This is a genomic window from Gimesia fumaroli (assembly GCF_007754425.1).
GTDB classification, from domain to species: domain Bacteria; phylum Planctomycetota; class Planctomycetia; order Planctomycetales; family Planctomycetaceae; genus Gimesia; species Gimesia fumaroli.
This window is the reverse complement of record NZ_CP037452.1, coordinates 2870444-2895111: the sequence shown is the minus strand read 5'-3', so window position 1 is coordinate 2895111 and position 24668 is coordinate 2870444. Positions and strand designations below refer to the sequence as shown.

At 52.3% G+C, this 24668-nt stretch carries 19 protein-coding genes; 11 read left to right on the top strand and 8 right to left on the bottom strand.

Annotated elements, in window-relative coordinates:
* Window positions 1-245 precede the first annotated feature (245 nt).
* Together Enr17x_RS10970 and Enr17x_RS10965 are read right to left on the bottom strand one after the other, a co-directional pair.
* Entirely contained in the window at window positions 246-992 is a 747-nt protein-coding gene (locus tag Enr17x_RS10970; protein ID WP_145308636.1) for an SDR family NAD(P)-dependent oxidoreductase, read from the bottom strand.
* Between the two features lie 45 nt (window positions 993-1037).
* Window positions 1038-2156, bottom strand: a complete 1119-nt coding sequence (locus tag Enr17x_RS10965) for a mandelate racemase/muconate lactonizing enzyme family protein (RefSeq protein WP_145308634.1) — start codon at window positions 2154-2156, stop codon at window positions 1038-1040.
* Between the two features lie 276 nt (window positions 2157-2432).
* Here Enr17x_RS10965 and Enr17x_RS10960 point away from each other — a divergent pair, with 276 nt between their 5' ends.
* Entirely contained in the window at window positions 2433-3527 is a 1095-nt protein-coding gene (locus Enr17x_RS10960) for a serine hydrolase domain-containing protein (RefSeq protein WP_145308633.1), read from the top strand.
* Window positions 3528-3709: 182 nt separating this feature from the next.
* Here Enr17x_RS10960 and Enr17x_RS10955 read toward each other — a convergent pair whose 3' ends face one another.
* Window positions 3710-6559 (bottom strand): serine/threonine protein kinase, encoded by a 2850-nt coding sequence (locus tag Enr17x_RS10955; protein WP_145308631.1) that lies wholly within the window; start codon window positions 6557-6559, stop codon window positions 3710-3712.
* Window positions 6560-6936: 377 nt separating this feature from the next.
* Here Enr17x_RS10955 and Enr17x_RS10950 point away from each other — a divergent pair, with 377 nt between their 5' ends.
* The 8 genes from Enr17x_RS10950 (at window position 6937) to Enr17x_RS10915 (ending at window position 15910) form a co-directional block, all read left to right on the top strand.
* Window positions 6937-7587: a glutaredoxin family protein gene (locus tag Enr17x_RS10950; RefSeq protein ID WP_198001099.1), complete on the top strand. Its 651-nt coding sequence runs from the start codon at window positions 6937-6939 to the stop codon at window positions 7585-7587.
* Window positions 7588-7765: 178 nt separating this feature from the next.
* Window positions 7766-8239, top strand: a complete 474-nt coding sequence (locus Enr17x_RS10945; protein ID WP_145214910.1) for a response regulator — start codon at window positions 7766-7768, stop codon at window positions 8237-8239.
* Between the two features lie 156 nt (window positions 8240-8395).
* Complete coding sequence (locus Enr17x_RS10940) at window positions 8396-9661, top strand: class I SAM-dependent rRNA methyltransferase (protein WP_145308627.1); 1266 nt, start codon at window positions 8396-8398, stop codon at window positions 9659-9661.
* 68 nt (window positions 9662-9729) lie between these two features.
* Window positions 9730-10857: a class I SAM-dependent methyltransferase gene (locus Enr17x_RS10935; protein WP_145308625.1), complete on the top strand. Its 1128-nt coding sequence runs from the start codon at window positions 9730-9732 to the stop codon at window positions 10855-10857.
* A 250-nt stretch (window positions 10858-11107) separates the two neighbouring features.
* Complete coding sequence (locus tag Enr17x_RS10930) at window positions 11108-11836, top strand: YiiX/YebB-like N1pC/P60 family cysteine hydrolase (RefSeq protein ID WP_145308623.1); 729 nt, start codon at window positions 11108-11110, stop codon at window positions 11834-11836.
* A 158-nt stretch (window positions 11837-11994) separates the two neighbouring features.
* Window positions 11995-13113, top strand: a complete 1119-nt coding sequence (locus Enr17x_RS10925) for an efflux RND transporter periplasmic adaptor subunit (protein ID WP_145308621.1) — start codon at window positions 11995-11997, stop codon at window positions 13111-13113.
* Between the two features lie 196 nt (window positions 13114-13309).
* On the top strand, window positions 13310-14836 hold the full coding sequence (locus Enr17x_RS10920; protein ID WP_198001098.1) for a serine/threonine protein kinase: 1527 nt from the start codon (window positions 13310-13312) through the stop codon (window positions 14834-14836).
* Between the two features lie 93 nt (window positions 14837-14929).
* Window positions 14930-15910 carry an acetyl-CoA carboxylase carboxyltransferase subunit alpha gene (locus tag Enr17x_RS10915; protein ID WP_145308617.1) on the top strand — a complete coding sequence of 327 codons (981 nt, stop codon included), beginning with the start codon at window positions 14930-14932 and terminating at the stop codon, window positions 15908-15910.
* A 1007-nt stretch (window positions 15911-16917) separates the two neighbouring features.
* Here the strand turns inward: Enr17x_RS10915 and Enr17x_RS10910 are convergent.
* From Enr17x_RS10910 to Enr17x_RS10890, 5 genes are all read right to left on the bottom strand, one after another.
* Window positions 16918-18108 carry a CvpA family protein gene (locus Enr17x_RS10910; protein WP_198001097.1) on the bottom strand — a complete coding sequence of 397 codons (1191 nt, stop codon included), beginning with the start codon at window positions 18106-18108 and terminating at the stop codon, window positions 16918-16920.
* A 221-nt stretch (window positions 18109-18329) separates the two neighbouring features.
* Complete coding sequence (locus Enr17x_RS10905) at window positions 18330-18575, bottom strand: hypothetical protein (protein ID WP_145308613.1); 246 nt, start codon at window positions 18573-18575, stop codon at window positions 18330-18332.
* Between the two features lie 30 nt (window positions 18576-18605).
* Entirely contained in the window at window positions 18606-19055 is a 450-nt protein-coding gene (dtd, locus tag Enr17x_RS10900; protein ID WP_145308612.1) for a D-aminoacyl-tRNA deacylase, read from the bottom strand.
* Between the two features lies 1 nt (window position 19056).
* Window positions 19057-20175 carry a glycine oxidase ThiO gene (gene thiO, locus Enr17x_RS10895; RefSeq protein ID WP_145308610.1) on the bottom strand — a complete coding sequence of 373 codons (1119 nt, stop codon included), beginning with the start codon at window positions 20173-20175 and terminating at the stop codon, window positions 19057-19059.
* A 146-nt stretch (window positions 20176-20321) separates the two neighbouring features.
* Window positions 20322-22220, bottom strand: a complete 1899-nt coding sequence (locus Enr17x_RS10890) for a c-type cytochrome domain-containing protein (protein WP_198001096.1) — start codon at window positions 22218-22220, stop codon at window positions 20322-20324.
* A gap of 350 nt (window positions 22221-22570) precedes the next feature.
* On the opposite strand from Enr17x_RS10890, the gene larE reads away from it, so the two are divergent.
* Together larE and ltaE are read left to right on the top strand one after the other, a co-directional pair.
* Window positions 22571-23434: an ATP-dependent sacrificial sulfur transferase LarE gene (gene larE, locus Enr17x_RS10885; RefSeq protein WP_145308606.1), complete on the top strand. Its 864-nt coding sequence runs from the start codon at window positions 22571-22573 to the stop codon at window positions 23432-23434.
* Window positions 23435-23516: 82 nt separating this feature from the next.
* Entirely contained in the window at window positions 23517-24614 is a 1098-nt protein-coding gene (gene ltaE, locus Enr17x_RS10880; protein WP_198001095.1) for a low-specificity L-threonine aldolase, read from the top strand.
* The last annotated feature ends 54 nt before the right edge of the window (window positions 24615-24668 follow it).

Here is a 24668-nt window from a genome sequence, read left to right as displayed (position 1 = left end):
CTTGAGATTGGGCGCTTGATTTAGCAGTTGCACCAGCACTGTCGGACAAGCCGACAGTGGCACACGCCAGCGGTAATTCATCTTGAAAAAACAAACAGGAAACACGTACGTTGTGGCATTGCTGGCTCAGAGGGTAGCGCTGTTGGCTTGCCCAACAGTGAATGAGAGAACGCCATCATAATCGAAAATCAGAGGCTACTCTGTAGTGTGATTGCCCGCGAAATCGATGTGGTTCGTTTGAGGAATCACATCGTTCGTCCGCCGTCGACGACCAGCAGTTGCCCGGTGGTGAGTGTCGTTCCCAATGAAAGATAGAGCACTGTATCGGCGATATCATCGGGCAGGGAAGGGCGGGGGATCGGATAGTCGGCGGTCATCTCTGCCAGTTGTTCGTCGGTCATCACACGTTTGAGCCAGCGGCTGTCGATCGGGCCGGGGCAGACTGAATTCACGCGAATTTCGGGCCCCAGTGCACGGGCCAGGGATTTCGTAATCGTATTCAGGCCCCCTTTACTGGCGCAATAGGCAACGCTGGAACCGCGACCATCAATGCCGGCCGTCGAACTGACATTTACCACCGAGCCGAATTCGCTCTCGCGCAATAAATGGGCGGCGGCGCGAATACAGAAAAAGGGGCCTTTCAGATTCACGCCCAGCAGGCGATCCCAGATCTCTTCGCTCAGCGAATCCAGATCTTTGTGTTCGATAAACTCGGTTGTGCCCGCATTATTCACCAGCACATCCAGCCGCCCCCACTCGGATTCCACTTGGCCGATCATCTGTTTCACGGCACCGTCATTGCTCACATCACATTGAATGAGTAATGCATTCACACCTTCCGCTTCAACCAGCGATTTCGTTTCGAGGGCTTCCTCTTTACTGCGGGAATAATTCACCACAATGTCAAAGCCTTCTTCTGCAAACCGCAGGGCACAAGCACGCCCCACACCTGTCGCTGATCCGGTAATCAAGGCAACATTATTTTCATTCATGAGAGTAATTCTTTTTTTATTTGATTGTGATTAGTTTACAGAGTTTTAACTGGTCGCATTCGCTTCGACAATACCCCAGTCGACTTCAATCCCCAGGCCCGGCGTGTCCGGGACTGTGATCACAGGGCCATCAATCACCAGCGGATTTTTGACGACGGAAATTTCATGGTATTCGGGGCCAAGGATATCACCGGGGTACTGTTCGATATTCATGTTCGGGCAGGCGACGACGGAATGACACATGGCCGCCGATGCGATATCCAGCTCCAGATTGGAGCCGATGCTGCAGGGGATACCATGTTCACCCGCGTATTTGACAATCGCTGCCGTCTTGCTGATGCCGCCGTTTTTGCCGGGATAGACGTTGATCACATCACAGGCCTCGTTGCGAATACACTCTTTCGCATCCGCCAGATCAAAACAGATATCATCGGCCATCACTTCCGGTTCAATCGCCCGCCGCACTTCGGCCAGCGCCGCAAAGTCCCCGCGGGGCGTGGGCTGCTCGAACAGCGCCACGTTATATTCCTGCATCCGCGCCATCGCGGCAATCGCAGTCCGCGCATCCCAGCCGGCATTCGCATCAATGGTCAGTTCTAAATCAGGTCCCATTGTTTCGCGCACGATTTTGACCCGCGCGACGTCTTCATCCGGATTGGTTCCAACTTTGACTTTGATGGTCGTGAAGCCGGCGGCCACCAGTTCTTTCGTTCTACGTTCGGCCCGTTCCAGCGAATAGGCACCCATCGAAAACCGGCACTTAATCGAACGACTGCGGGCGGCTCCACCTAACAGTTCATAAACCGGCTGGCGAGCCTCTTTGCCTTTAATGTCCCAGCAGGCCATCTCAATCGCCGACTTGGCAAACCAGTTGCCTTGTGCGGTTCGATCGAGAATCTGATTGATCCCGTCAATATCACACGGATCATGCCCGAGCAAGAGGGGAGTGAAAACATGATCTACAATTGCCTGCGCGCCCCAGACCGTTTCTCCACTCCAGCGACAGAGGACCGTCGCTTCACCGGCTCCTTCGATGCCGGCATCGGTCTCCACACGTAACACCAGATAGTGGGAGACATCATGCTTCCCCAAAGCCGAGATCATCCGACGTTCCGGCTTGAGAGGAATTCGCACGGGATAGGTTTGAATCGCGGTAATCTTCATGGCAGGTCGCCTCGCTTCCCTTCAAAACAGGCAGTCAATTATTCGTCACCTTGCGCCGTCTGACGAATGCAGCATGCATCATATCAGAACCCGTTTCAGACCGGAATCAACAGCACGGTTCGATACCCATTTATTCGATCCTCAATTAGTCGCTACTTTTTTTGTTCCAGTTGTGTCCCCCATTTCTCATCTATAGTTGAATTACCAACTCGCTTCCGCTAAAAGCGAAATTCAACAAGACTGTTTTTTTCGTTCCATCAAATCAGAAAGTCTCCCGTGCCGCCTCTGCAAGACCGTCTGCCTACAACCCATCAGCGTATTCTGGAAGGCATTGAACAAGAACTGCATACCGGCGTTCAGATTTATGTCTCATACCAGGGAGCAGTGATCGCTGATACCGGCGTTGGCGAAGCCCGCCCCGGCGTACCGATGACGGAAAACACGATCAATCTCTGGCTCTCCGCCGGCAAACCATTAACCGCAATGGCCATCGCCCGTCTCTGGGAGCAGGGAAAACTGGATCTCGATGATCGCGTCACCAGATTCATCCCCGAGTTCGGCACACACGGCAAAGAACCAATCACGTTACTCCATCTACTCAACCACACTGCCGGCTTTCGTCCCGTGAATACCGGCTGGCCGGAGTTAAGCTGGAACGAAACATTGCAGCGAATTTATGATGCGCCCCTGGAAGAGAACTGGCAAATCGGAAAAACGGCCGGCTATCACGTCACATCCAGCTGGTTCATTCTGGGAGAAGTTCTGCAACGGCTCACGGAAAAACCGTATCCCAAGTTAATCCGAGAGTTAATTCTGGAACCGCTGGGCATGACAGACAGCTGGGTCGGCATGCCGCCTGAGGTCTACGAGCAGGTACAAGACAACATCGCGTATGTCTATCAGCGCGAAAAAGGAGAGATGCAGCTCACCGACTGGCATGCAGCGCCGCGCTGTGTAACCCCTTCGCCGGGCGGCAATGCCCGTGGTCCGATTCACGAACTGGGCTGGTTTTATGAATGTCTGCTGAATGAAGGCATGCCGCTGTTTGAACCACAGACTGTTGAAACCATGACCAGTCGGCACCGGGTCGGCGAATTCGATTTAACGTTGCAGCATACGGTCGACTACGGTCTGGGCTTCATCGTGAACTCCAACCGCTACGGCGCAGAAACCGTCCCTTATGGCTTCGGCCAATATGCATCCGAAGCGACCTTTGGGCACGGCGGTTCCCAGTCATCGATTGCCTTTGCAGACCCGGAACGGGAACTGGTGGTGGCCGTCGTCGCCAACGGCAGACCGGGTGAACCCAAACATCAACGCCGCGCGAAAGAGATCAACGACGCGATTTACGAAGACCTGGGACTGACGTAAATGATTCTTGAGTTGTTGGAGCAGGTCTATGTGCCCGCCCGCCTCGCGATATGCAACTTCAAATCATACGCAGAACGGAACCGGAATCAACGCCGCACACAAGCACACAAACGACGTCGATACCGCGGGTCGCCACACAGGGCGACCCCTACATTTTGCTACAGGCTGAAAAGTGAGGTCGCTTACGGACCAACGGCACCTACATACGGTTTCATGCCGCCGGGCGTGCCAGCGACTTTGCGGGCTGGATTATCCGGGGCAGGGGAGAGGAATTTCTCATCGCCGGGAGTGGTCGAAACGAAATTGCTCAAATTCGCATCTCCTCGTTTGCCTTTGTTCTTGAACAGGTCCAGTTCATCAGCGGGCACAGGTGTGGGTGCCGTACGGGACGATTCATTTTCCTGCGCCGTTAAAATTTTGGCCCAGACTTTGGGGTCATTCTGCTGCTCGACTTTCGCTTCAGGACCTTCAATGGCGGCAAACAGATTGCGCGAAATCTGAATTGTTTCGCTACCGGGCCCGGGCATGACAGAGAAGACGATTCCCGATTTTACAATAAAAAACGTGTTGTTGGTCAATTTCAGATTCGTCAGGTCTTGTCCGAGAGACTCAAAACGGATGCCGGTCGACGATTCAGAAAAGATCGACTCTTTGATCTGAGTGTCTCTGACACTGGAGGAAAACCGCAGGCCTGTCTGCATCGCGTTCAGACAACGCACATTGGACATCACAATACTACTATTCGTATCACCGGTGAAATCGAGTCCGACCGCCTGAGGACTTCCCGCTTTGAGTCTCACGTTCTCCAGCAGGAATGGCAAATTCCCTAATCCGGAAATGCCTCTTGCCAAAATGCCCGTTTCCTGAAAATCATTGATTTTCAGGTTTTTCAGTTTCGTACCAACCAGAAATTCAGACAGTTCAACCGCGACCTTCTTCCCTTGCGCTCGAATGAGAAAACCATCGATGGCCAGCCCTTCGATGCCCTTCAGTTGAATCACCGCTTCTGGCCCATCCGGTGCCAGGATCACCGGTTTTCCACTTTCAGCGACAATCGTAATTCCTTTAGGGTAATTCAGATCCGAATTATCGATCTGAATGCGTTCTTTCAGTTCCTGTCCTGCGGTCACTTTGATCGTATATGTTTTGCTGTCGACGCCAAAGGTTTTGTCGAAGACGATCTGAATGTCTTTCAAAGCCGCGGCAATCGTTTTGTAATCTTCTTTCGGACCTACTTTAATTTCCTCAGGCAGTGTCTCTGGAGTCGGAGCTTTTTTCTCTGTTTCTTTTTCTTTCGGAGGGGCGACTTTGACTTCCTGTGGCTTTGCATTCTCTTCCCCGGACAGCGCGAACATCACCACACCTGCAATCAGCAGCAAACCCACTCCGCCGCCAACGACGGCAGGGAGAAACCATTTCTGGCTGGTCAGTGAGAGTTCAGCCGGCGCTGCCTCTTCGACAACTTCTGCTTCGATTTCATCGGGCTCCGCTTCCATCACAGCCGAGTCGGAAGGCAGGGCTTCGACCACCGGCGCCGCTTTTTTCACAGGGCGTTTCACCGGCTTGGCAACCTGCTTTGCAGCTCGTTTTGCGACGGGCTTCGCGACAGGTTTTGCTGTCTGCTTTGCTGCTGGCTTTGCAGGGGGAGCAGACGGTTTCGGTTCCAGTTTCTGCCTTGTCTCTTCTGCTCCGGCAATTCGCGTCGACGCAGTACTGATTTTATCCTCTTTGATGACTGATGAATCACGGACATCCGAAGAGGGCTTGGCAGCCGGCTGCTGTGGACGGCTCGGCGTCTGTTTGACTTCACCGGAGCCCGGCCCCTTGGCGCTCGCTGGTTCATCCTTCAGATTGGAGAGAAAGGCAGCCAGTTCCGGATTTTTTTTCTGTTGATCCTTAGCGTCGGATCCCGCCTGCGATAAACCAACACCAGACCCCAGGCCACTACTCAGATTGTTTTGCCGCCACTCTTCATCGGTATTATTCTGCAGCCATTCATACAGCGCATCGGCAGTTTCTTCGGCCGTCTGATAGCGTGCATCGCGATCTTTCGCCATCATCTTCTCCAGGATCTGAACCAGATCCTCTGGAGTATCAGGGCGGTCTTTGGTAATCGGCGGTGGTTCTTTGGTTTGATGTGCCATCAGCCGCTGCGCGAGCGTGCCTTCGGTGAAGGGGGGGTGTCCGGTCAACATAAAGTAGAGCGTACATCCCAGGCTGTAAATATCGGCCCGGGAATCGACCATGTGACTGTCGATCGCCTGCTCGGGCGCCAAGTAATCAGCCGTTCCCAGTACTTTTTCGTCATGGGCAATCGTCAGCGATTTGTCTTCGCCTTCGTGAAAAAAACGGGCCAGCCCCAAATCAAGAATCTTGACGACACCTTTGGAATCAACCAGCAGGTTGCCCGGCTTCACGTCGCGGTGCACCATATCGGCTTCATGTGCGTGGGCTAATCCGCGCGCTGCCTGTCTAATATAATTGACGGCATCACGAAACTCGAGCGCGCCGTTCTTTGAGACAATCTCCTGCAAATCCTGTCCGTCTACATATTCCATGACCAGGAAATGAATCTCGGCGTCATTTTCCATTTCATGGTCGACATCGTAAGCACGCACGATATTCGGATGATCCAGCGAGGCCACCGCCTGCGCTTCGCGATGAAACCGCGCCAGATAAGAGGCGTCGTTCACGCGTTTGGATGGCAGCACTTTGATCGCACAGCGGCGACGCATCAGAACATGTTCCGCCAGATAGACCGAGCTCATGCCCCCTTTGCCGACCAGATCCAGCAAACGGTATTTCCCCAGGAAAAAACCTTTGTGCTTGCCTTGCAGCAGCTTATTCGCCTGCCAGCGCGTCAGAAGAGTACGCTGAATCAGTTCATCAGCGATCTCAGCCGGCTCGCGATCTCCCAGCTTGATCCCTTGTTCCTGATATTCGGAGAGGAGTTTTTTCAGCTGATCGACCGAAACCAAACCGCTTTGTTTAACCAGGTTTAAAAAACCCTCGGCCGTTAGTTTTCCTGCCATTCTCTACCAATTCGCTCAACGTGTCCTTCGATGAATCTCAATACGCAGCAAGGTAATAGTAACACTCTAGCATCCGTTTTAATGACTGACCAGTATTGGTTTAGGGAATCTCTCGAATCCCGAATAAAGCCAAACCATCGCACCCAGGCCCATTTCCTCCGAGATCCGCACAAAGACCTTTTGAACACTATTCATAACGTCCCATTTCTCCACTGCAGCACGATTCAGGAGAGTGAAAACCACGAAGAGATTTAAAAAGCAGGGCAATTGACTATAATATTCCGGGAAGAATTTCGATGATTACTATTATAGAAGAGGCGGCGGACAGGATACGCCGTACTGTGTCAGTGAGAAGGGATGCGGCCGAGGAAAATCATATGAGCACAATCGCACACAAAGAAGAACTTCCCAAAGGGCTCCCTTTTTTAGGGAACTTCATGCTATTTCTAGGCTTAGCGATTCTAGCCCTCTCGCTGACCGGCACCGAATGGCTCCCATTTAACATGCCTCGTTCCTGGTATCAGAGCCCTGCTATCTGGAAATTACTGGCACTGTGTCTCTCCTTCGGCGGGGTTGCTGTCCTGAAACAGGTTTCCAGCAATGAAATGAAACACGCCGAACGCAATCGCAGCATTCAGCCCAAAGAAGACTGGATGCCCGATGAGCAAGGACAGCGATTTGAAACACTTTTCGTTTATTCTAAAGAAAACTGCCCCCTGTGCGAGGAAGCAGCTGAAATCCTGGAAGATTACGCGGCCTACCTCCCTCCGGCAGAATTTGTGGATATCTATAGTGACCCAGTGCTCGTCGAACAGTTTGGAACGTGTGTCCCTGTTGTCACCATTGATGGCAAGATTCGTTTTCGCGGGCGGATTAACGAAGTTCTACTCCGTCGGCTGATCGTCGCCTCTCCTGTGACAAAAGGAACAAAATCAGGTTGTGGCTGCAACAAACAGAGCTGTGGCTGCAAACGACCGACTACAAAATCCGAATCCACCGGATGTGGGAACAACTGCCGATGCGCCTGAGGCGGATTCCCATAGAAAACAACCAGAAAACGAGCAGCAGCCGGTAAAAAACGATGAACCGGTTGTTGTGATTCCCTGGTAAATGAGATAAATTACTTTCAGAGTGCATGAAAACATGCTTCATGCCAGTTGAATGGGCCAGATTTTTAAATCGATCTTACACTACAGGCAAACGATTATGTCGTCTGAAATCTCTTTGAAGAATTCAAAAATACTTATCGCAGATGACAACCATCAAAACTGCGAACTGCTCGATGCCTACCTGTTGGATGAAGGCTACGAAACGTTCATGGCGTATGATGGAAAAGAAACGCTGGATAAAGTTGCCGAGATCGAACCGGATCTGATCCTGCTGGACATCATGATGCCCAAACTCAGTGGCTATGAAGTTTGTACGCAACTGAAACAAAACGAGGAAACCAGAGATATCCCCATTCTCATCATTACTGCATTGAATGAAATGGGAGACATCGAAAAATCCGTGCAGGCGGGCTGTGATGACTTTTTAACCAAGCCCGTGAATCGCATTGAACTCACAACGCGTGTCCGTTCTCTCCTGCGTGTCAGACATCTGACCAATGAACGGGATCGACTGCTGGCTTATCTTGCGGAAGTAGAAGGCACGACCAAATCGACTTCCAGTGAAGCATAAATCATAAATGCAAGCCGCTTTCGACGCGGAACACTGCTTGCACTGCATAGCAATCTACATTCTGTTCCTTCCCGGCTCCTGCTGTGAATGAACGTCCCTTATTTCTTTTTCGATAGAGACAGACACTCTACCGATCTTTTTGATTAGAAAACTCTCATGAGTGATTCAAGCCCGCTCGAGGCTGACGCGACTACCGCCACCGAGACAAACGTCACCGAAACGAAACCTCTACCACGTGTGACACTCAAGCCACGTCGCGCACTTCCGTTCTTTGGGCGACACCCCTGGGTCTTTGCCGGGGCCATCTCCCGGATCGAAGGATCTCCCGAACCAGGTACGGAAGTCATTCTGCAATCGGACAAGGGAGAATTCATTGCCCGGGGTTTGTTTAACGCGAACAGCAATATCCGCGTCCGTCTCTACTCCTGGGAGGAAACGCAGGAACTCGACGACGCCTTCTGGACGCAGCGCCTGGAGCAGGCCGTTGCACTCCGCGAATCCGTCGGGCTGCTTGATTCATTGGAATCGACTGGCTGCCGTCTGGTGTTCAGCGAAGCTGATCAACTTTCAGGCCTGACGATTGACCGCTATGGGGAATGGTTTCTGGTTCAATTCTCAAGCCTGGCACTCTCTTTGAAACAGGATCTGGTCATTCGGTTTCTGAAAGAACGGTTTTCTCCCAAAGGCATCTGGCTGCGAACAGAGAAGGGGATGCGCGAAGCAGAAGGACTCGAAATCGCCGATCAATTGCTCGACGGCGACCCGCCGCCGGAACATTTCTTTCTGGAAGAAAACAATATCCGCTACGGCATGAGCATGGTCACCGGACAGAAAACCGGCTTCTATCTGGATCAGCGTGACAATCGTCTCGCTGTCTCTCGCTATGTCAAAAACCATCGTCTGCTGGAACTGCATTGTTACACGGGCGCCTTCGCGCTAAACGCAATCATCAACGGCGAGGCGCAATCGGTTCTCGCCTATGACTCCTCGCAGTCGGCCATTGAACAGGCAAAAGCCAATGCGGAACTGAACGGCGTCGGCAATCGCATTCAATTCGAAACCGGCAAGGCCTATGGGGTTCTGGAACAACTCAAAGCAGACGGAGAACAATTCGATTCGGTCATTCTGGATCCACCGAAAATGGCCCGTCATCGCAGTGGTGTCAAACAGGCACTGAAAGGCTACTTCAGCTTGAATCGTCTGGCCTTTGATGTCTTGAAACCGGGTGGTATCCTGGTCACCTGCAGTTGCTCCGGACTGATCAGCCAACTCGATTTCCAGCAGATGCTCGCTTCCGTTTCGCAACACACGGGACGCCACTTGCAGATTCTGGAACAACGAGGACAACCGGCCGACCACCCTGTTTCTCCCAGTTGCCCCGAGAATCATTACTTGAAATGTTTTATCTGCCGGGTTTTATAATTATCGAAACATCAGTAACTCCCTGAGTGAGATAACCAGTCTGATCAAGATCCTGAAAATGAATCACCATGTCGCGTAAGTCGAAAAAAAAACAACGCCTCAAAAAGCTGTTACCGCCCCCCGAACAATTGCTGCTGGACTATCTGACTCCGGAATGGAGCGCCACGCGCACGCTCTGTTTCCAATCGAACCTGCATCAACTGACGACGGCACTTTTGCAACGCAATATCGCAGACACGCGCGTTGACTGTTTCAGTTTTGACAAAACCATCACCAGCCGCATTCAGCACAAGTGCAGTCTCATTCAGGAAGAACAGTCTCTCTCCACAGAATGGAGCACCATCTGTGACAGCGAGTTTCCGGTCGACGATTACGACGCCGCACTGTTACCGCTGACGCAACAGTTCTCCGATGAGTATTGTCGTGACCTAACACTTTCCGCTGCACACAGCCTGCACGCGGGCGGCACGTTGATCATCGCCTCGGCGCGGACCAAAGATTATGAATATCACAAACTCCTGAGATCGCTGTTCAACAAAGTCACCCGGATCGTGTCAGACGCCGGCATTATTTATCAGGTCAAGAAGCCACAAGACTTACCCGAGAGAAAACAGCTGCTCGACGAACTCGTCGTGCGCGAAGGCGAGACACTGCTGCATGCCTGCACGCTGCCCGGCGTCTTCAGTCACCGTCGCCCGAACCAGAGTGCCCGTGCTTTAACGAATCTGATGGAATTGTCAGAGAACGCGACCATTCTCAACGTCGATTGCGGTTCGGGGATCGTGGCATTCGTCGCCGCCACACGTTGTCCCTCTGCCACAGTGCATGCCATCGACAGCAATGCCCGCGCGGTCAAATGCACGGAGCAGGGGATTGCCAAAAATCAATTGACCAACGTCAGTGTGGAATTATGTGAGGAAGGCCTGGGCATCGTGCCGGAAACCTATGATTATATTCTCACCAACAAATCCTATTTCAACAGCGAAGAGCAAGGCGAAGCCTTTCTTCAAAAAAGTCTGCGTGCATTGAAACCGGGAGGACTGCTACAGTTCTCGACCAAACAATATCAGTGGTACGCGCACCGGCTGCTCGATCTGTTTACCGATGTCTCCATCGATGGCGCCGTCCATCACTTCATGCTCAGTGCCAGAAAACCGGAAGAAGAAGAGGCAACCGACGCATCACCTTTCTCATAGCAGAATCTGCTGATGCGATCACGTAACGCCTGACAACCTTTTTCTCATTTATCGAGCGTGCGATCAATCTACCAGCAGAAATAATTTTCCGAAAATTGCCTCTGTTTTTCTGATCTTTTTCCAAGAGATTCTCGTTGACAACGAAGAACTGATGTGAAAATATCATTGAAGCAACTGAGATTAGCGAATTCGGCACGACATAAGCCTGTCTGTGCCGGAAACAGATTGATCTTTTCAGAAGGAGGCTGTTATGTCATTATTCCTGTCGATTGCCGTCCTGGCTTCCACCCCACAGGCCCCCCAAAGGAATGATCAGCCCATCGAGGCTGTAACCCCGCAAATGAATTCGAATTTTACATCCTTCGACCAGTTGGCCGATTCTCTTTCTTCCCGCGTCCAGACAGGAACACTGCTCTTCAGTAAAGGTGACTGCCTGGCAGTCCGAGTTTTTACGCAAAGTGCATACACCCATGTCGCCATGATTGTCATGCGAAATGGGGAACCCTTAGTTTATGACAGCATGAACGGAACCGGAGTCCGCTGCCTGACACTCAAAAATTATTTGAATACGCAGCGTCCCGCCACGATCCACGTCTTTCAACCCAAGGCAGCATTCGACCAGAGAATGACGGCCCAGTATGAACGCTTTCTGGATCACAAACTGGGAACTCCCTATTCCATCAAACACCACCTGACGGGAAATCGTGCTAAGGGAGTTCATTGTGCCGAGTACGCCATAGATGCTTTGTCTGCCTGCAACTTGATGAAAGCCAACGCCCCGGCCAAAGTCTCTCCCGCGTCGCTGGTGACAGGCATCGTTCAATCGGAGCGTTATGTCCCTTCGATCACATTCGCCCTTGAACGGCCACCACTGGTCGCAGAGAAACCACGCGGCTGGTGCCATCAACTCTGGATTGACACCAAAAACTGTACTTCAGCCTGCTGCATCAAGTTGCGTGGCTGGGTCCTCTGTCAATAATCATCAGCAAGTATCAGGCGCACTCACTTCCTGAGATCTTCTGTGAAAACCCGGAAAGATCTGCAAACACTGCTTGAATCTGCGGAGCTTGTCAGCGAAAATCTGAAATAAGAGATTTTTGCCCACGTGTGACACACTACGTACATGAAAGCTTCAGTATGATGCAGTTCCTTGCTAAGACTTCTACAGCGTTTGCTTCTCCTGATCATCGATTCAGCCGCTTCTGGATCTTGCTCGCAGCGATGTTGATCACAACTACTGCGTCAGCACAACCCGCTACCGACCAGCCGCAGACCGTTTCCATTCAACGCGAAGCAATCACACTCAGGCATCCCCGTGACTATTATGTCCCCCTCAATCTAAAGCCAGTACGTTCACTTTCAGTCGCCGCACCCATTGACGGCATTGTGTATTCGATCGATGTTAAATCGGGAGACAAATCCTCAGCAAAAGCGGTTTTAGTTCGCCTCGATCCCAGCATCCCCGAAGCCGAAGTCGCCCGTGCCCAGGCCGCAGTGGAAGTCGCGTCCCAGGAACACAAAACGTCAACCAACAAAGCGATCTCAAAAGCCAAACTCGATCTGGCAGAAGCCGAACTGAAAATCGCCAACATCCGCCTGGAACAGACCATAATCCGTGCTCCTTTTGAAGGAGAGATCTTCCGCATTTTTGCCGCCCCGGGTGCCTTTGTCAGAGCAGGGGAGCCCCTGCTGGAACTGGCAGATACTTCGAAGCTGCAGGTCGAAATCCCCCTGGCACGCGAGCAGGCCCAGAAAGGGGCCAACATCAATCTGAACGTGGAAGAACAGGCGGCACAAGCTGCCGTCGATCAGATTCTTCCGCTCGCACCACAATTCGAAAAACTTAGAGATCTGGCCAACTCTATCACGTCTGCTGTGGTGGTTCTGGACAACAAAAGCAAGCAGTACAGGCCGGGACAAGCGGTGAGCGTAACCTTGATTCCGCGTTATCCGATTGCCGAAATCCCGACGATTTCTGTCAGCAATACCCCCGAAGGGGAACGCAAAATTCAAATCGTTCGTGAAAATGTGATCAGAGACCTGAAGCCCCAGATTCTGGGGCAAATCGGGCCGGAACGCCTGTTCGTGTCGGCTCCCTTCAGCAAGGACGATGAAATCATCGTCAGTACATCACAGCCCCTGCCAGACGGCACACAGGTTCAACCCACTCAGAAGATTGGCAAAACAGAAGCTGACCCGGGAACAACACCGGGACGCACGCCGGCGAAACCACCTGAAAAAAAGGTCAGCTTTTAGAATCCATTGTTTCGTTAAGTCCCTTATCTCGTTACACTATATGATGCGAAGAAAACATCACTGTCTGACCAGGATGATTTCGCAAAATTCACTTCAGGTTCGAACAAGAACCCCGGTTAACACAGATCATTGTATTTACGTACGATGAGTTCCGACAGGATTACGTTGGATCACTCAAAAAGCAAGAGGTTGCGCGGTGGCTGAAACAGAAACAACAGAAGATGACAGTGTGGTTGATGAGTACAAACTCCTCAATCTCATCGCCGATGGTACCACCACACAGATCTGGGAGGTGAAAGAAGAGGGGGCACCGACCAGTTTCGTAATGAAACGACTTTTACCGGAACCGATGAAGAACCCGGAAATTGTCTCCACCATGAAACTGGAAGCCAAGGTGGCAGGGGCCCTCGATCATCCCAACCTGATCTATCTGCACAAGTTTGTGAAATCCAAACAACACGTTTACCTGTTGATGGATTACTTCCGCGCTCCCAACCTCCGCTCGCAACTCTCATCCGATCGGCTCAGTGTCCAGTCCCGTTTGCGCAAACTGATTGAATCGACGGCAATGGCACTCGGACACATGCACGAAAAAGGCTGGGTCCATAAAGATATCAAACCGGAAAATATTCTGATCAGCAAAAGCTCCGAAGTCAAAGTCATCGACTTCGGTCTCGCGGTCCCGGTCGCGAAAGGACTCGGCAAACTCTTCGGCAAACCTAAGTCCGTCCAGGGAACACGGTCTTATATCGCCCCCGAAACAATCAAAAAACTCCCACTCGGTCCCGGGGCAGATGTCTACAGCCTGGGAATCACGATCTTCGAAGTCCTTACGGGAAAAACACCGTTCCACGGCGAGAACCCCAAGGAAGTGCTGCTGAAGCATATTGGAGAACGTCCTGTCGCACCTTCCAGTATCAATCCGAATGTCGCACCGGAATTTGATGAATTCGTGCTGAAGATGCTGGCCAAGAAACCGGAAGACCGGTTCCAGTCGATGGAAGAAGTCGTCTCTTCACTCAGAAACGTAAAAATGTTCAAAGCGGAAATCTCGGAAATCATCGCGCAGAACAAAGCCAAAGCAGACCAGGAAGAAAAAGAGTCGATGCAGGAAAAACGACTCGACAGCCGTGCCGACGCCCGCCTGTCCGAACTGGTCAAAGAAGACCCGAAACTGGCAGCGGAATTGATCGCAAAACGCAAAGCAAGCAAGAAATCCAAACCGCAACCGGAACCAGAAAAGGCCAAGAAGCCCCAGCAGCCACCACCACAACAACAGCCGCCTCAGCCAATGCCCGGCGGATACCCGCCGCAATATCAGCAGCCGATGTATCCACCACAACCGATGCCGCCAGGGCAACCCATGCCGGGTCAGCCGATGATGTATCCGCCTCAGTATCAGGGGCAACCCATGCCGCCACAAGGGTATCCGCCACAGGGATACCCACAACAACCCTACCCACCACAGCAACAACCTCAACAACCGCCGCCACAGCAGCAGCAACCTCCTCAGCAGCAACCGGGACAGCCACAGCCAGGTCAACCCGCTGCGCCGCCCCCACAACCACCACCGGCGGCTGCTCCACAGTCACAGGCACCACCAAAGTCTCAACAACCGCCTGCACCACAGCAGCCGGCGGCTCAACAGAGCGACGACAGCAAGAAACAAGAGAAAAAAGACGACGATCTGCCGTTCATGGATGAATTGCCGGATGTGATCTAAGTAGATAAAATCTTGCATTAATTGCCGGCATATCCGAAAATGCTCCGCAGCGTTACATAATCACACTCATTTTTTAACCTGGTCTCATCTATTATGTCAGTCATCAATCAGCTTCCGTTCGAACGTCCGATTTACGAACTGGAAGAACAGCTCAAAAAAATCGAGCAGGAACCCAACCCGACTCCCAACACCAAAGACGCAATTCGCAATATGCGCCTGGAGATCACACGCATGAAACGTGAGATCTTTGAGAACCTGGATGCCTGGGACACGGTCAAAGTCGCCCGGCACCCGGAGCGGCCGCAAACCCTGGATTACCTGGAACTGGTCTTTGATGAATTCGTAGAACTGCACGGCGACCGGGCCATGGGTGACGACCGGGCCATCCTGACCGGCTTCGCTAAACTCGACGGCCAGAAGGTCATGTTCGTCGGTCAGCAAAAAGGACGCACACTTAAAGAACGCACCGAATGTTTTTATGGTTGTGCACATCCGGAAGGATATCGTAAAGCCCTCTCCAAAATGAAAATGGCCGAGAAGTTCGGCATCCCGATCATCTGCCTGATCGACACTCCGGGCGCGTATCCGGGCATCAAAGCCGAAGAACACGGACAAGCCTACAATATCGCCATCAACCTCAGAGAAATGTCGCTGTTGAAAACCCCCATCATCTGCGTCGTCATCGGCGAAGGCGGATCGGGCGGCGCACTGGGCATCGGCATTGGAGACAACATCGCCGTTCTGCAGTACGCCTACTATTCCGTGATCACGCCGGAAGGCTGTGCCGGCATCTTGTGGAAGGATGTCAAATACGCCAACGAGGCCGCCAACGCGTTAAAGTTCACCAGCGAGAATCTGCTCAAACTGGGCATCATCGACGAAGTCATCCCCGAACCACTGGGCGGCGCCCACCGCGATCACCGCCAGATGGCAACCTCTTTGAAAGCATCGCTCTCAGCCAACCTGAAACAACTGACAAGCCTGCCCGTCGATGAACTCGTCGACCAGCGCTACGAAAAGTTCCGCAAGATCGGCATGTTCCACGAGTCTGTAGAAGGAGTCGAAGCCGAATAAAACAAACCGGCTTCAAGAACACATTCAAATCACAAAACAAACGCCCGTTGGAATTCCAGAAAGGAACCAACGGGCGTTTTTTGTGGCTCTTTCCAGATAGGATGCCCAGCATCCGCCCAACAAAGTTCTGTGAGTCTCCACAGGTCTGAGCCACATTTGGATGCTATGCTAAGAACAAACGATTCCCGGTCGAGATATCCACCGAGGACTGCATCCTGGTTCTATTAATCGATCTGCAATGCTGCAAAATGAATCATAGGATCGGGTGAAAGAAAACCGGTCTCCCAGAGGCCCGTCAGCGAGTTAATTATGAGAAGTGCGATACTTATATTTCACAATTCCAATCAGAGGCCACGAGAGACGCATTTCTGCGTGAGCAGGCCCGTGAACCTGTTCTTCGGGAAGCCAAATTGATATTGAACAAATCAACGGCCTGGAGAACTCAAAAAGCGACCAGCAGCACCGGGGAAAGGGACGCAGATCATTTGCTGAATAGCCCCGGTCTGAAGACGCTGAACGGGGGACGGAAACGGACGTCTAAAAGGACGAAATGGCACTCCCAAAACCCGGGGGATCAGAACGATCTACAACAGCAGACAACGATGCCATTAAGGGCTCATTCAGATCGCATTGAGCAGCGGCAACAGAACGAACTCAACCGTGCTGTCGAGCAGTTATCCGCGAGGCAGCAGCAACCCCTTTTCGCATGCCGATTTGAATGACGGTATTCAGAGCCTGAAACCGCAGGCAACACCACCAGCGCCAATAATGCAGCCCACTACGAACGTCCGATAATGTCCGTTATGTTAAGTTCGTGGTGAATTTAAGCCTGTTTTTATAGGGTTTTCAATTCCCCATGTAGGGTTTTCAATTCCCCATGTTTCGACGCCGCCATTTCCTGCGACGTCTCACCCTGGCTTCACGCCTGCCACTCTCAAGTACTTGGAAACGGTTCTGTTTCCCCCTGAAAGCAGCTCTGTTTTATCTTTGATTCTACTACTGCGGTTCTATCTTCTCTGTGCACTCTGCATCCGATTCTGTAACGCCGAACCAAGCGAATTCAGCGGGACTTTCTGCAGCTCCAACTGGCGCAAAACACGCTTGTCTAACGACGTCGTCACATCGGTGTTCGGGTCCGGGTCTCCCCCGGTTAAAAGCAGGTCTGCACGCCAGTCTTTTAAGACCGCCATCACGACCTGATCTGGTATCCCGGACAGCTCTGCTTCAAACTCTTCGATCAGGTCCTTCTGCGCTTCAGGATAGTCTGAATAGACGGCTGCAATCGTCTGCAGCAACCTGGTTCGCTCCACAGCGGTCTGCTGATTTCCATCTGCAGGAACAGCCGCCTTGGGTTGTCCGTCTTTCCATTGCTCCGTCACGCCCCGCAATACTCCGGGAATCCGGGACTGCAGCTGCTTCGCAAAAGTGGCCCGGTCTTCCGGAGCCGTCGCGTTGTAGGCTTCGATTACTTTATCTTCCAGCTCCCCTCGCAGATAACTGGGAATGCTTTTAATAATCTGATTCAGCAACGAATCCTGCTTCGTCGTTCGCACCCCGGAGCCATCTCCCCCTGATCGCTCAAAGAACGGATTAGGCAGATCATTCGTGCCTGGCGGAAACGGATTCTCGTCCCCGTGATGGCCATGGTCGTGGTCATCGCCAAACAGCTCATCATCAGTATGATCGTGAATGGGCACATCGGGATGATCCAGATTCGCCAGGCAGGAGTCCAACACCTCGTGCAACTCCTTAGGCATCACCGGTGCCATTTCATTCAAAATGATCGCAGCTGCATAGCCGCTGTGTGACTTCACCACAGCCGCCCGGGCCGAGTCGGAAATCGTGATCAGAAAGAAGGTCAGGAACAAGGAAAAGATAATTCCTTTAAGCAATCCCAGAACCGCCCCCAGATGGCGATCGAACTCTGCGAACTTCAGTGAATCGATGGCTGACTTCAAACTTCGCGCCAACGTAAACGAAATAAACGAGAAGCCAATATAAATCGCCAGCATCGCAATCCAGCGATTCAAAGGCGGCTTTACATTGATCATCGGTGCTAACTGTAAAGACAGCGACTCTGCAAAAGCAAAGCAGAGTACCAAAGCGGCGATCGCAGCCAACTGCCAGACCACCCCTTTCGAGGCGCCCTTCCAGACTGCGTAAAAAAGAATGGCAACAATCAGTAAATCAAACCACATTTCGACGTCCTGTCTTACACTGGTCATCCATGATGAAAAATAGGAGGCGGCCCTACCCCCCTGCCGACACTCCCCCGATTTTTCAGAAAATCGAGGGTAGGGCATTATAGGGAAAAATCGAGGTCAGCGCAAAGACCAGATTTTTGCTCGAAAATAGAAGTGTCCAAAGAGATTTGAGGCTCATTTCGCCCCCAAAAGCAAAGCAGGGCACATTAATCAAATTAATTTCTCTCCGCATCGGGAAACGTGGAAGCCAGATAGCACTTCAAACATCTCATCAACAACCTGCTGAGCAAATAAATCAATAACACAGGGAGTAAGGCAATCAATACGAGAATGGTCAACATCACGAGAAGAAACTGAGTCTCATCATTCAGTTGATGATCCAGAAAGCCCGGAATACCACAGACAACGATGATGGTCAGAATCCCCGCCATGATCGTCAGAATTTTCTGAACCAGCAGCATGCGATTCCTCACTTACCAGAAGTAAGGTCTTTAAAACTCTTTTTTACTGTCCAACAGCAGTGTGATGGGACCGTCATTGACCAGTTCCACATCCATATGCTGCTGAAAGCGGCCCGTAGCCACTTCGATGCCGTGACCTTTGACTTCCGCGACAAAACTCTGATACAGCACATCCGCCTGTTCGGGGCGTGCGGCATTCACAAAGCTGGGACGACGTCCTTTGCGGCAATCACCCAGCAATGTAAATTGGCTGACCACCAGCATCTTGCCTTTGACATCCGCCAACGCCAGATTCATTTTGCCGTCTGCATCTTCAAACACGCGCAGACCCACGGTCTTCTGCGCCAGATAAATCACATCATCCTGCGTGTCATCCTGGCCGACTCCCAGTAACACTAAAAAACCCTGCTCGATCTGACCAGTGATTTCTCCCTCCACGGTCACACTCGCACGGGACACTCGCTGCACAACGGCTCTCAACTTATTTCTCCTCGCAATCTTGAATCCCTCGCGAACAGGAAAACGGCTCCAGCGACATCTCTACTTCTTCGCCACAAATTAATTGTCGCATCAATTTTGCCGTGATTGGCGAAAGCTGTAAGCCATCCCGATAATGGCCTGCCGCCATGAATAGATTTTCGTAACCATCGACACTTCCCAGATACGGCAAGCTGTCAATCGACTTCGGACGCAAGCCAGCCCAGGCGCGCTCGAACGTCGCTTCTTTCAAACACGGCACAAGGGACTCGGCAAACTGAATCAGCCCCCGCACGCCTTCCGCAGTATTCTGTTTATTAAACCCGACATTGCTTTCTGTTGAGCCAATCAGAATTCGACCGTCACTCCGCGGAACCAGATAGCGACTGCCACACTCAATCACCTGAGTGAAGGGCAGACGGTTCATCGACAACAACACAATCTGTCCCTGAATTGGAACCAGTTCACAACCCAGGCCTAGTCGCGAGAGAACTTCAGGAGACCAGGCCCCCCCGGCAATCACCGTGCGCCCTGCTCTGTGAATTTCTGTCGAAGTTCGGACGCCTGAGATTTGGGGCCCCTGCTGTTCAAAGCCGATGATTGGCGTGCCGGGATGAAATTGAACGCCCTGCTTCGCACACGCCAGCAGCAGCGCTTTTAAATGCCGCGGATTGCGAACCTGACTCATCTCGGGCAAATAAAAGGCAGCCTGGATTTCCGAACTCAGAAACGATGCCTGTTCCTGCAGCAATTGTGGCTCATATTCTTCCAGGACCACGCCCGCCTTTCGCCATTCAGAAACGTACTCAAACCAGCCTGGCATTTCATCACGGAGCGCGACATGGAAACCACCGCAGTTGACAAACCCGTTATCAACGCCCGACTCATCCTTCAAACGACTCGACCAGTCGGACCACATGAGTCGACTGGCAGCACGCAGTTGCAGACCGGGAGTCGTCGCTGCCTGAAGGTCCGCCGGGGGTAACATTCCCGCCCCGGCCCAAGAAGCCTCTTGGCCAAACTGCTGTCGATCAAACACGGCGACCGACAGCCCCTGATGCGCCAGCTCATAGGCAATCGACAAGCCAATTACGCCGCCGCCAACAATATTTACATCCATCATAAGAATTACGCGCCCTGATCACACTCAATAAAAACGAACAGCTCAAGGCCGTCGATTATAGCGGACTGGAATCAGAATCACAGGGCTGCCAACCCGACTTGCTTCAGGAAGCAATGCGTAAATTGTATTGGAACAATGCGACAGCGTTAATTCTTGACTTTACCCGGCCGCAACGTACGGGCATACGCCGTTGCTAAAGCACGCAGGTTCGTGCCATACACTTTCTGAATTGCGGCCTGAGCAGTGGTCCCGGATTTTAATTCCTTTAACAGCAGCCCCATCTTGGGCGCGCCGCCGGTGTTCACCAGAAACTCGACGAGTGTAAAGCCGACTGCCGTAGTTTCGGATGGTGAAAACGTCCCTTCCGCCACCAGTTCTTCAGGGCGAGTTACTTTGGGAGTTGCCTCCAATGCCTGCTGCCTTAACGATTCGAAATAGTTTTGGTTCGAAGCGCCGTTTGCCGCCAGCAGCACACCCAACCCACGAGATGCCCACATCGGCACATCCCCTGCTCCGCGTTGAATCGCCGCATTCGTCAGCCCGGCGGTCAAATTGGTCTGCAAGCCGGGAGAATCTGCGGCCGCCTCATCCCCCACATCCTGTAGCACAAGATACGCATCCAGGTAAGTGGGCGTCACTTTGGAATGCCAGGTCGTTGCCGGATCGACGCGGCGGTCTTCAATCGTCTGATTGAATTCCGAATAGCCAAACCGATCTTTGAACACAAAGACGGCCAGCTTCCCTTTCCAGAGCGGCTTCTGTTTTTCATTAAACAGTTTTCGCAGCGCGTCGACCTGGGTTTGTGCCCAGCCACTGATCTGTTTGAGACGATCCGCACTCACATTCCCGTAGAACATGAAATCATCCGTCTCAAGCATTTCCGCCTTTTCATTACTGACGGCGCGTTTCCAGGTTGGTTCGAGCGTCTCGCGCCGCAGATCGGCAAATTTTTCCGGCGACAAAGTCGCCAACTCTGCCATCCGTTTTTCATCTTCTGTTGGCACCATGGCACGCAGTGCCCCTTTGGCATCTTTACCGTCAAACTTGGCTCCTTCTGTAATCCACGTTTTCAGGTCCTGTGCGTATTTGCGTTTGAGCAAGGCCTGCCCCTGCGGCATTTTAATCGGATCCTGCAAACCCACCAGATGCCAGAGACGGCTGTCGTCGGGCTTGCCGGGAACAATCACCTCTCCCGTATCGCCTCCGCGTAAAATGTCTTCAAAGGTCACAACGGAGAATCCACTGGCCGGATTATTGCCACTATGACAACGCATGCAGAAATCAAGCATCCAAGGCGCGACGTCTTCCATGAAGGAAACTTTTTCGTCACCGGTCGCCATGACGACTTTCACCGGGGCTTTCTTCTTCTTAGTCGAGGCACCGATGGGGTCGGTCTCTTTTTCTCCATCAAATCGTGCGCCTTCCGCAATCCAGCGGGCAATTAATTGAATCTGAGCCGGTTCCAGAGCAGCCCCGTTGCGCGGCATCCGCTGATTTCCCGGTGCGACTAACTTGCGGGCAAGCAGGCTGATGTTTGGATTGCCGCGAATCAGCAATATACCACTTCGCCCCCCCTGCCTCATTCCAGCGAAGGTATCCAGCTTTAAATTGGCACTCGCCCGCTGACCGCCATGACAGTTCACGCATTTATCATTCAAGATCGGCGCGATCTGAGTCTCGAAGCTGACTCCCTGATTTGCGGCACCTTTATTTCCACCACCGCCGCCCATCACTTTCTCCAACACTTTGCGTCGGAGGGCAATCACGCGCTTCGTACTCACCAGCACCGGATCGGTTTCCGTCAGCATCGCATCCTGAGCCAGTTGATTCAGTTTTCCCTCTTCGGTATCGGTCAGTTCTTTTGCTTCGTCATATTTTTTCTGCCGAATCAGCACAGCCACTTTGCCCAGATTCTTCTTGATCGAAGCCAGTTCCTTCCTCTGCTCTAATGTCAGCTTCGCTGCCTCAGCCGAAATCGTCATCGGAGTGCAACATAACATCAGTGCAACGAGGATTCGCGTAACAAGAACGGGCCGATATGACATAATTTCCCTCATTGTGTTGTAGGTCGGTATAATAACATTAGAATACGCCCCCCTGCCCTTTCGAAATTCACCGGAAAAGGCAGTCGCGATCAGGCGATCGAGGCGATTTCTTTCAATGTGCTGTTCTGGATTCTCTGAGTCCAGTATAATCAGCACCAGAGTGAGAAAAAAGATCTCCCTTGAACTAAACCTCCACAAATCCAAGTGGATTCGCCTCTTTTTGACGCTCACTGGGCAGAAACCAGAGATTTTTCGTCTGATGTTCCGAGACATCACGCTCTCCCTGCGTCTATAATCAGGTCAAATTAAGAATTCTCACAATAACCTCTTTTAGAACCGTCACTTGGAATATGTCGCTGACAGCAGAATTATCACGGAAACAGGAACAGCTTCAGCAACTCCTGTCTCCCCTGGATCGAATCATCGTCGCATTTTCAGCCGGCGTTGACAGCACTGTTGTCGCGAAAGCCGCATTTCTGGCACGAGGCTCTCATGCACTGGCAGTCACCGCTATCAGCCCCAGCCTGGCGTCCGGCGAAAAAGAAGAAGCAATTCGTCTGGCAGAATTGATCGGCATTCCGCATCGCCTGATCTCTACCTCTGAGTTCGCCACCGACGCTTATCGCGCGAATGCTCCCAACCGCTGTTTTTTCTGCAAAACCGAACTGTACCAGTTGGTCACTCACTCCGTCGCAAAAGAAGAATGGCAAAACGCCACGCTCGTCAACGGCGCGAATCTGGATGACCGGGGGGATCACCGCCCGGGAATGCAGGCGGCTTCCGACTTTCAGGTTCGCAGTCCCCTCATCGAAGCAGGCTTTACCAAAGACGATGTCAGAGACCTGGCCCGGCACTGGGAACTTCCCATCTGGAATAAGCCGGCCCACCCCTGCCTTTCCAGTCGCGTCGCTTATGGAGTGGAAGTCACTGAAGAACGCGTTCAAAAAATCGATCAGGCCGAAGCATTTCTGCGTGATGAATTCCAGATCAACGAACTCCGCGTCCGCCTGGAACCCAATGAACTGGCTCGCATCGAAGTCCCCCTGCCCCAAATCCAGAAACTGACTACCCCAGCCGCGCTTGAACAAATTACCCGGAAATTTCTGCAACTTGGCTTCCAGAACGTCACGCTGGACCTTCAGGGCTTTCGTTCCGGCAGCATGAACAGTTTTCTTTCCCTCGACGACCTGCAGATAGCCGCTCAAGATAAATAAGACTCCCAGGGAATTGCAATCCGCGCACTTCCGGAGCAAAATGAATCAAACACTATTAGAATCAAAGACAAGGAAACCAGCCGTGGATCCGCACAGTCCTGCCTATATCGATCTCCGTAGCGACACCAAAACCAAACCCACGCCCGAAATGTTAGAGGCAATGATGACCGCCGAGCTGGGTGATGACATGAACGGGGAAGACCCGACCGTGAATCGTCTGGAAGCGATGATCTGCGACATGCTGGGTAAGGAAGCGGCCGTCTTTGCCTGTTCGGGCACGCAGTCCAATCAGATGGGGCTGAGATCACACTGCCTTCCCGGCGATGAACTGCTGATTCATGAACTGGGGCACATCGCCATGTTTGAAGGAGGCGGACCGGCCATCTTAAGTGGCGTCAGCTGCCGTACCCTGACCGGCGAGAAAGGCATGCTGAATCTGGACACACTACGTGGAAAGATTCGCGCCGATGACCAGCACCTGTGTCGCACCCGGCTATTATGCGTCGAAAATACAACAAACGCCGGCGGCGGTCACTATTACCCGCTCGATCAACTCACCGAAATTTGTGACTGGGCTCACGAAAACGGTTTGAAAACACACATGGACGGTGCGCGGATCTTCAACGCCACGGTTGCCGCCGGCTATTCAATCAAGGACGTCTGTGCTCCCCTCGATACGATTTCCATCTGCTTTTCCAAAGGCCTGGGTTGCCCCATGGGTTCCATTCTCGCCGGCTCGAAAGAAGAGATTGCCAAAGCACGCCGCTCGCGAAAAGTCTTCGGCGGTGCCCTCCGGCAAGCCGGAATCGTCGCCGCTGCCTGTGTGTATGCACTGGAAAACAATATCGAACGACTGCAGCAGGACCACGACAACGCACGCTTCCTCGCCGAGCAACTGGCGCCGATTGAAGGCATCACCACAAATCCTGCAGAAACAGAAACCAACCTGGTCTTCTTTGATATCCACCCTGATCTGGGTAACGCCATGCAACTATCAAAAGCGCTGCACGAGGTCGGCGTCGGCATTGGCGCGATGGGACAGACGCGACTCCGCGCCTGTACTCACCTGGATGTCGATCGGGAACAGATTGAGCAGGTTCCCGGAGCAGTTCGCGAAGTCCTGAAAGCGGGCCTCGAGCGGTTCCAAGGCATCGCCACTGGTCCTTATGCCCGTGGCTAAACCGATTCTTTTCACATAAACCATGTGTTTTGAACTACTTAATAAAAAAAGTCT

Excerpts from the sequence above, each read along its gene's own strand:
- Enr17x_RS10970 (WP_145308636.1), bottom strand. The coding sequence starts at position 992 with ATGAATGAAAATAATGTTGCCTTGATTACCGGATCAGCGACAGGTGTG.
- Enr17x_RS10965 (WP_145308634.1), bottom strand. The coding sequence starts at position 2,156 with ATGAAGATTACCGCGATTCAAACCTATCCCGTGCGAATTCCTCTCAAG.
- Enr17x_RS10955 (WP_145308631.1), bottom strand. The coding sequence starts at position 6,559 with ATGGCAGGAAAACTAACGGCCGAGGGTTTTTTAAACCTGGTTAAACAA.
- Enr17x_RS10950 (WP_198001099.1), top strand. The coding sequence starts at position 6,937 with ATGAGCACAATCGCACACAAAGAAGAACTTCCCAAAGGGCTCCCTTTT.
- Enr17x_RS10945 (WP_145214910.1), top strand. The coding sequence starts at position 7,766 with ATGTCGTCTGAAATCTCTTTGAAGAATTCAAAAATACTTATCGCAGAT.
- Enr17x_RS10940 (WP_145308627.1), top strand. The coding sequence starts at position 8,396 with ATGAGTGATTCAAGCCCGCTCGAGGCTGACGCGACTACCGCCACCGAG.
- Enr17x_RS10935 (WP_145308625.1), top strand. The coding sequence starts at position 9,730 with ATGTCGCGTAAGTCGAAAAAAAAACAACGCCTCAAAAAGCTGTTACCG.
- Enr17x_RS10930 (WP_145308623.1), top strand. The coding sequence starts at position 11,108 with ATGTCATTATTCCTGTCGATTGCCGTCCTGGCTTCCACCCCACAGGCC.
- Enr17x_RS10925 (WP_145308621.1), top strand. The coding sequence starts at position 11,995 with ATGATGCAGTTCCTTGCTAAGACTTCTACAGCGTTTGCTTCTCCTGAT.
- Enr17x_RS10915 (WP_145308617.1), top strand. The coding sequence starts at position 14,930 with ATGTCAGTCATCAATCAGCTTCCGTTCGAACGTCCGATTTACGAACTG.
- Enr17x_RS10910 (WP_198001097.1), bottom strand. The coding sequence starts at position 18,108 with ATGTGGTTTGATTTACTGATTGTTGCCATTCTTTTTTACGCAGTCTGG.
- Enr17x_RS10905 (WP_145308613.1), bottom strand. The coding sequence starts at position 18,575 with ATGCTGCTGGTTCAGAAAATTCTGACGATCATGGCGGGGATTCTGACC.
- thiO (WP_145308610.1), bottom strand. The coding sequence starts at position 20,175 with ATGATGGATGTAAATATTGTTGGCGGCGGCGTAATTGGCTTGTCGATT.
- Enr17x_RS10890 (WP_198001096.1), bottom strand. The coding sequence starts at position 22,220 with ATGTCATATCGGCCCGTTCTTGTTACGCGAATCCTCGTTGCACTGATG.
- larE (WP_145308606.1), top strand. The coding sequence starts at position 22,571 with ATGTCGCTGACAGCAGAATTATCACGGAAACAGGAACAGCTTCAGCAA.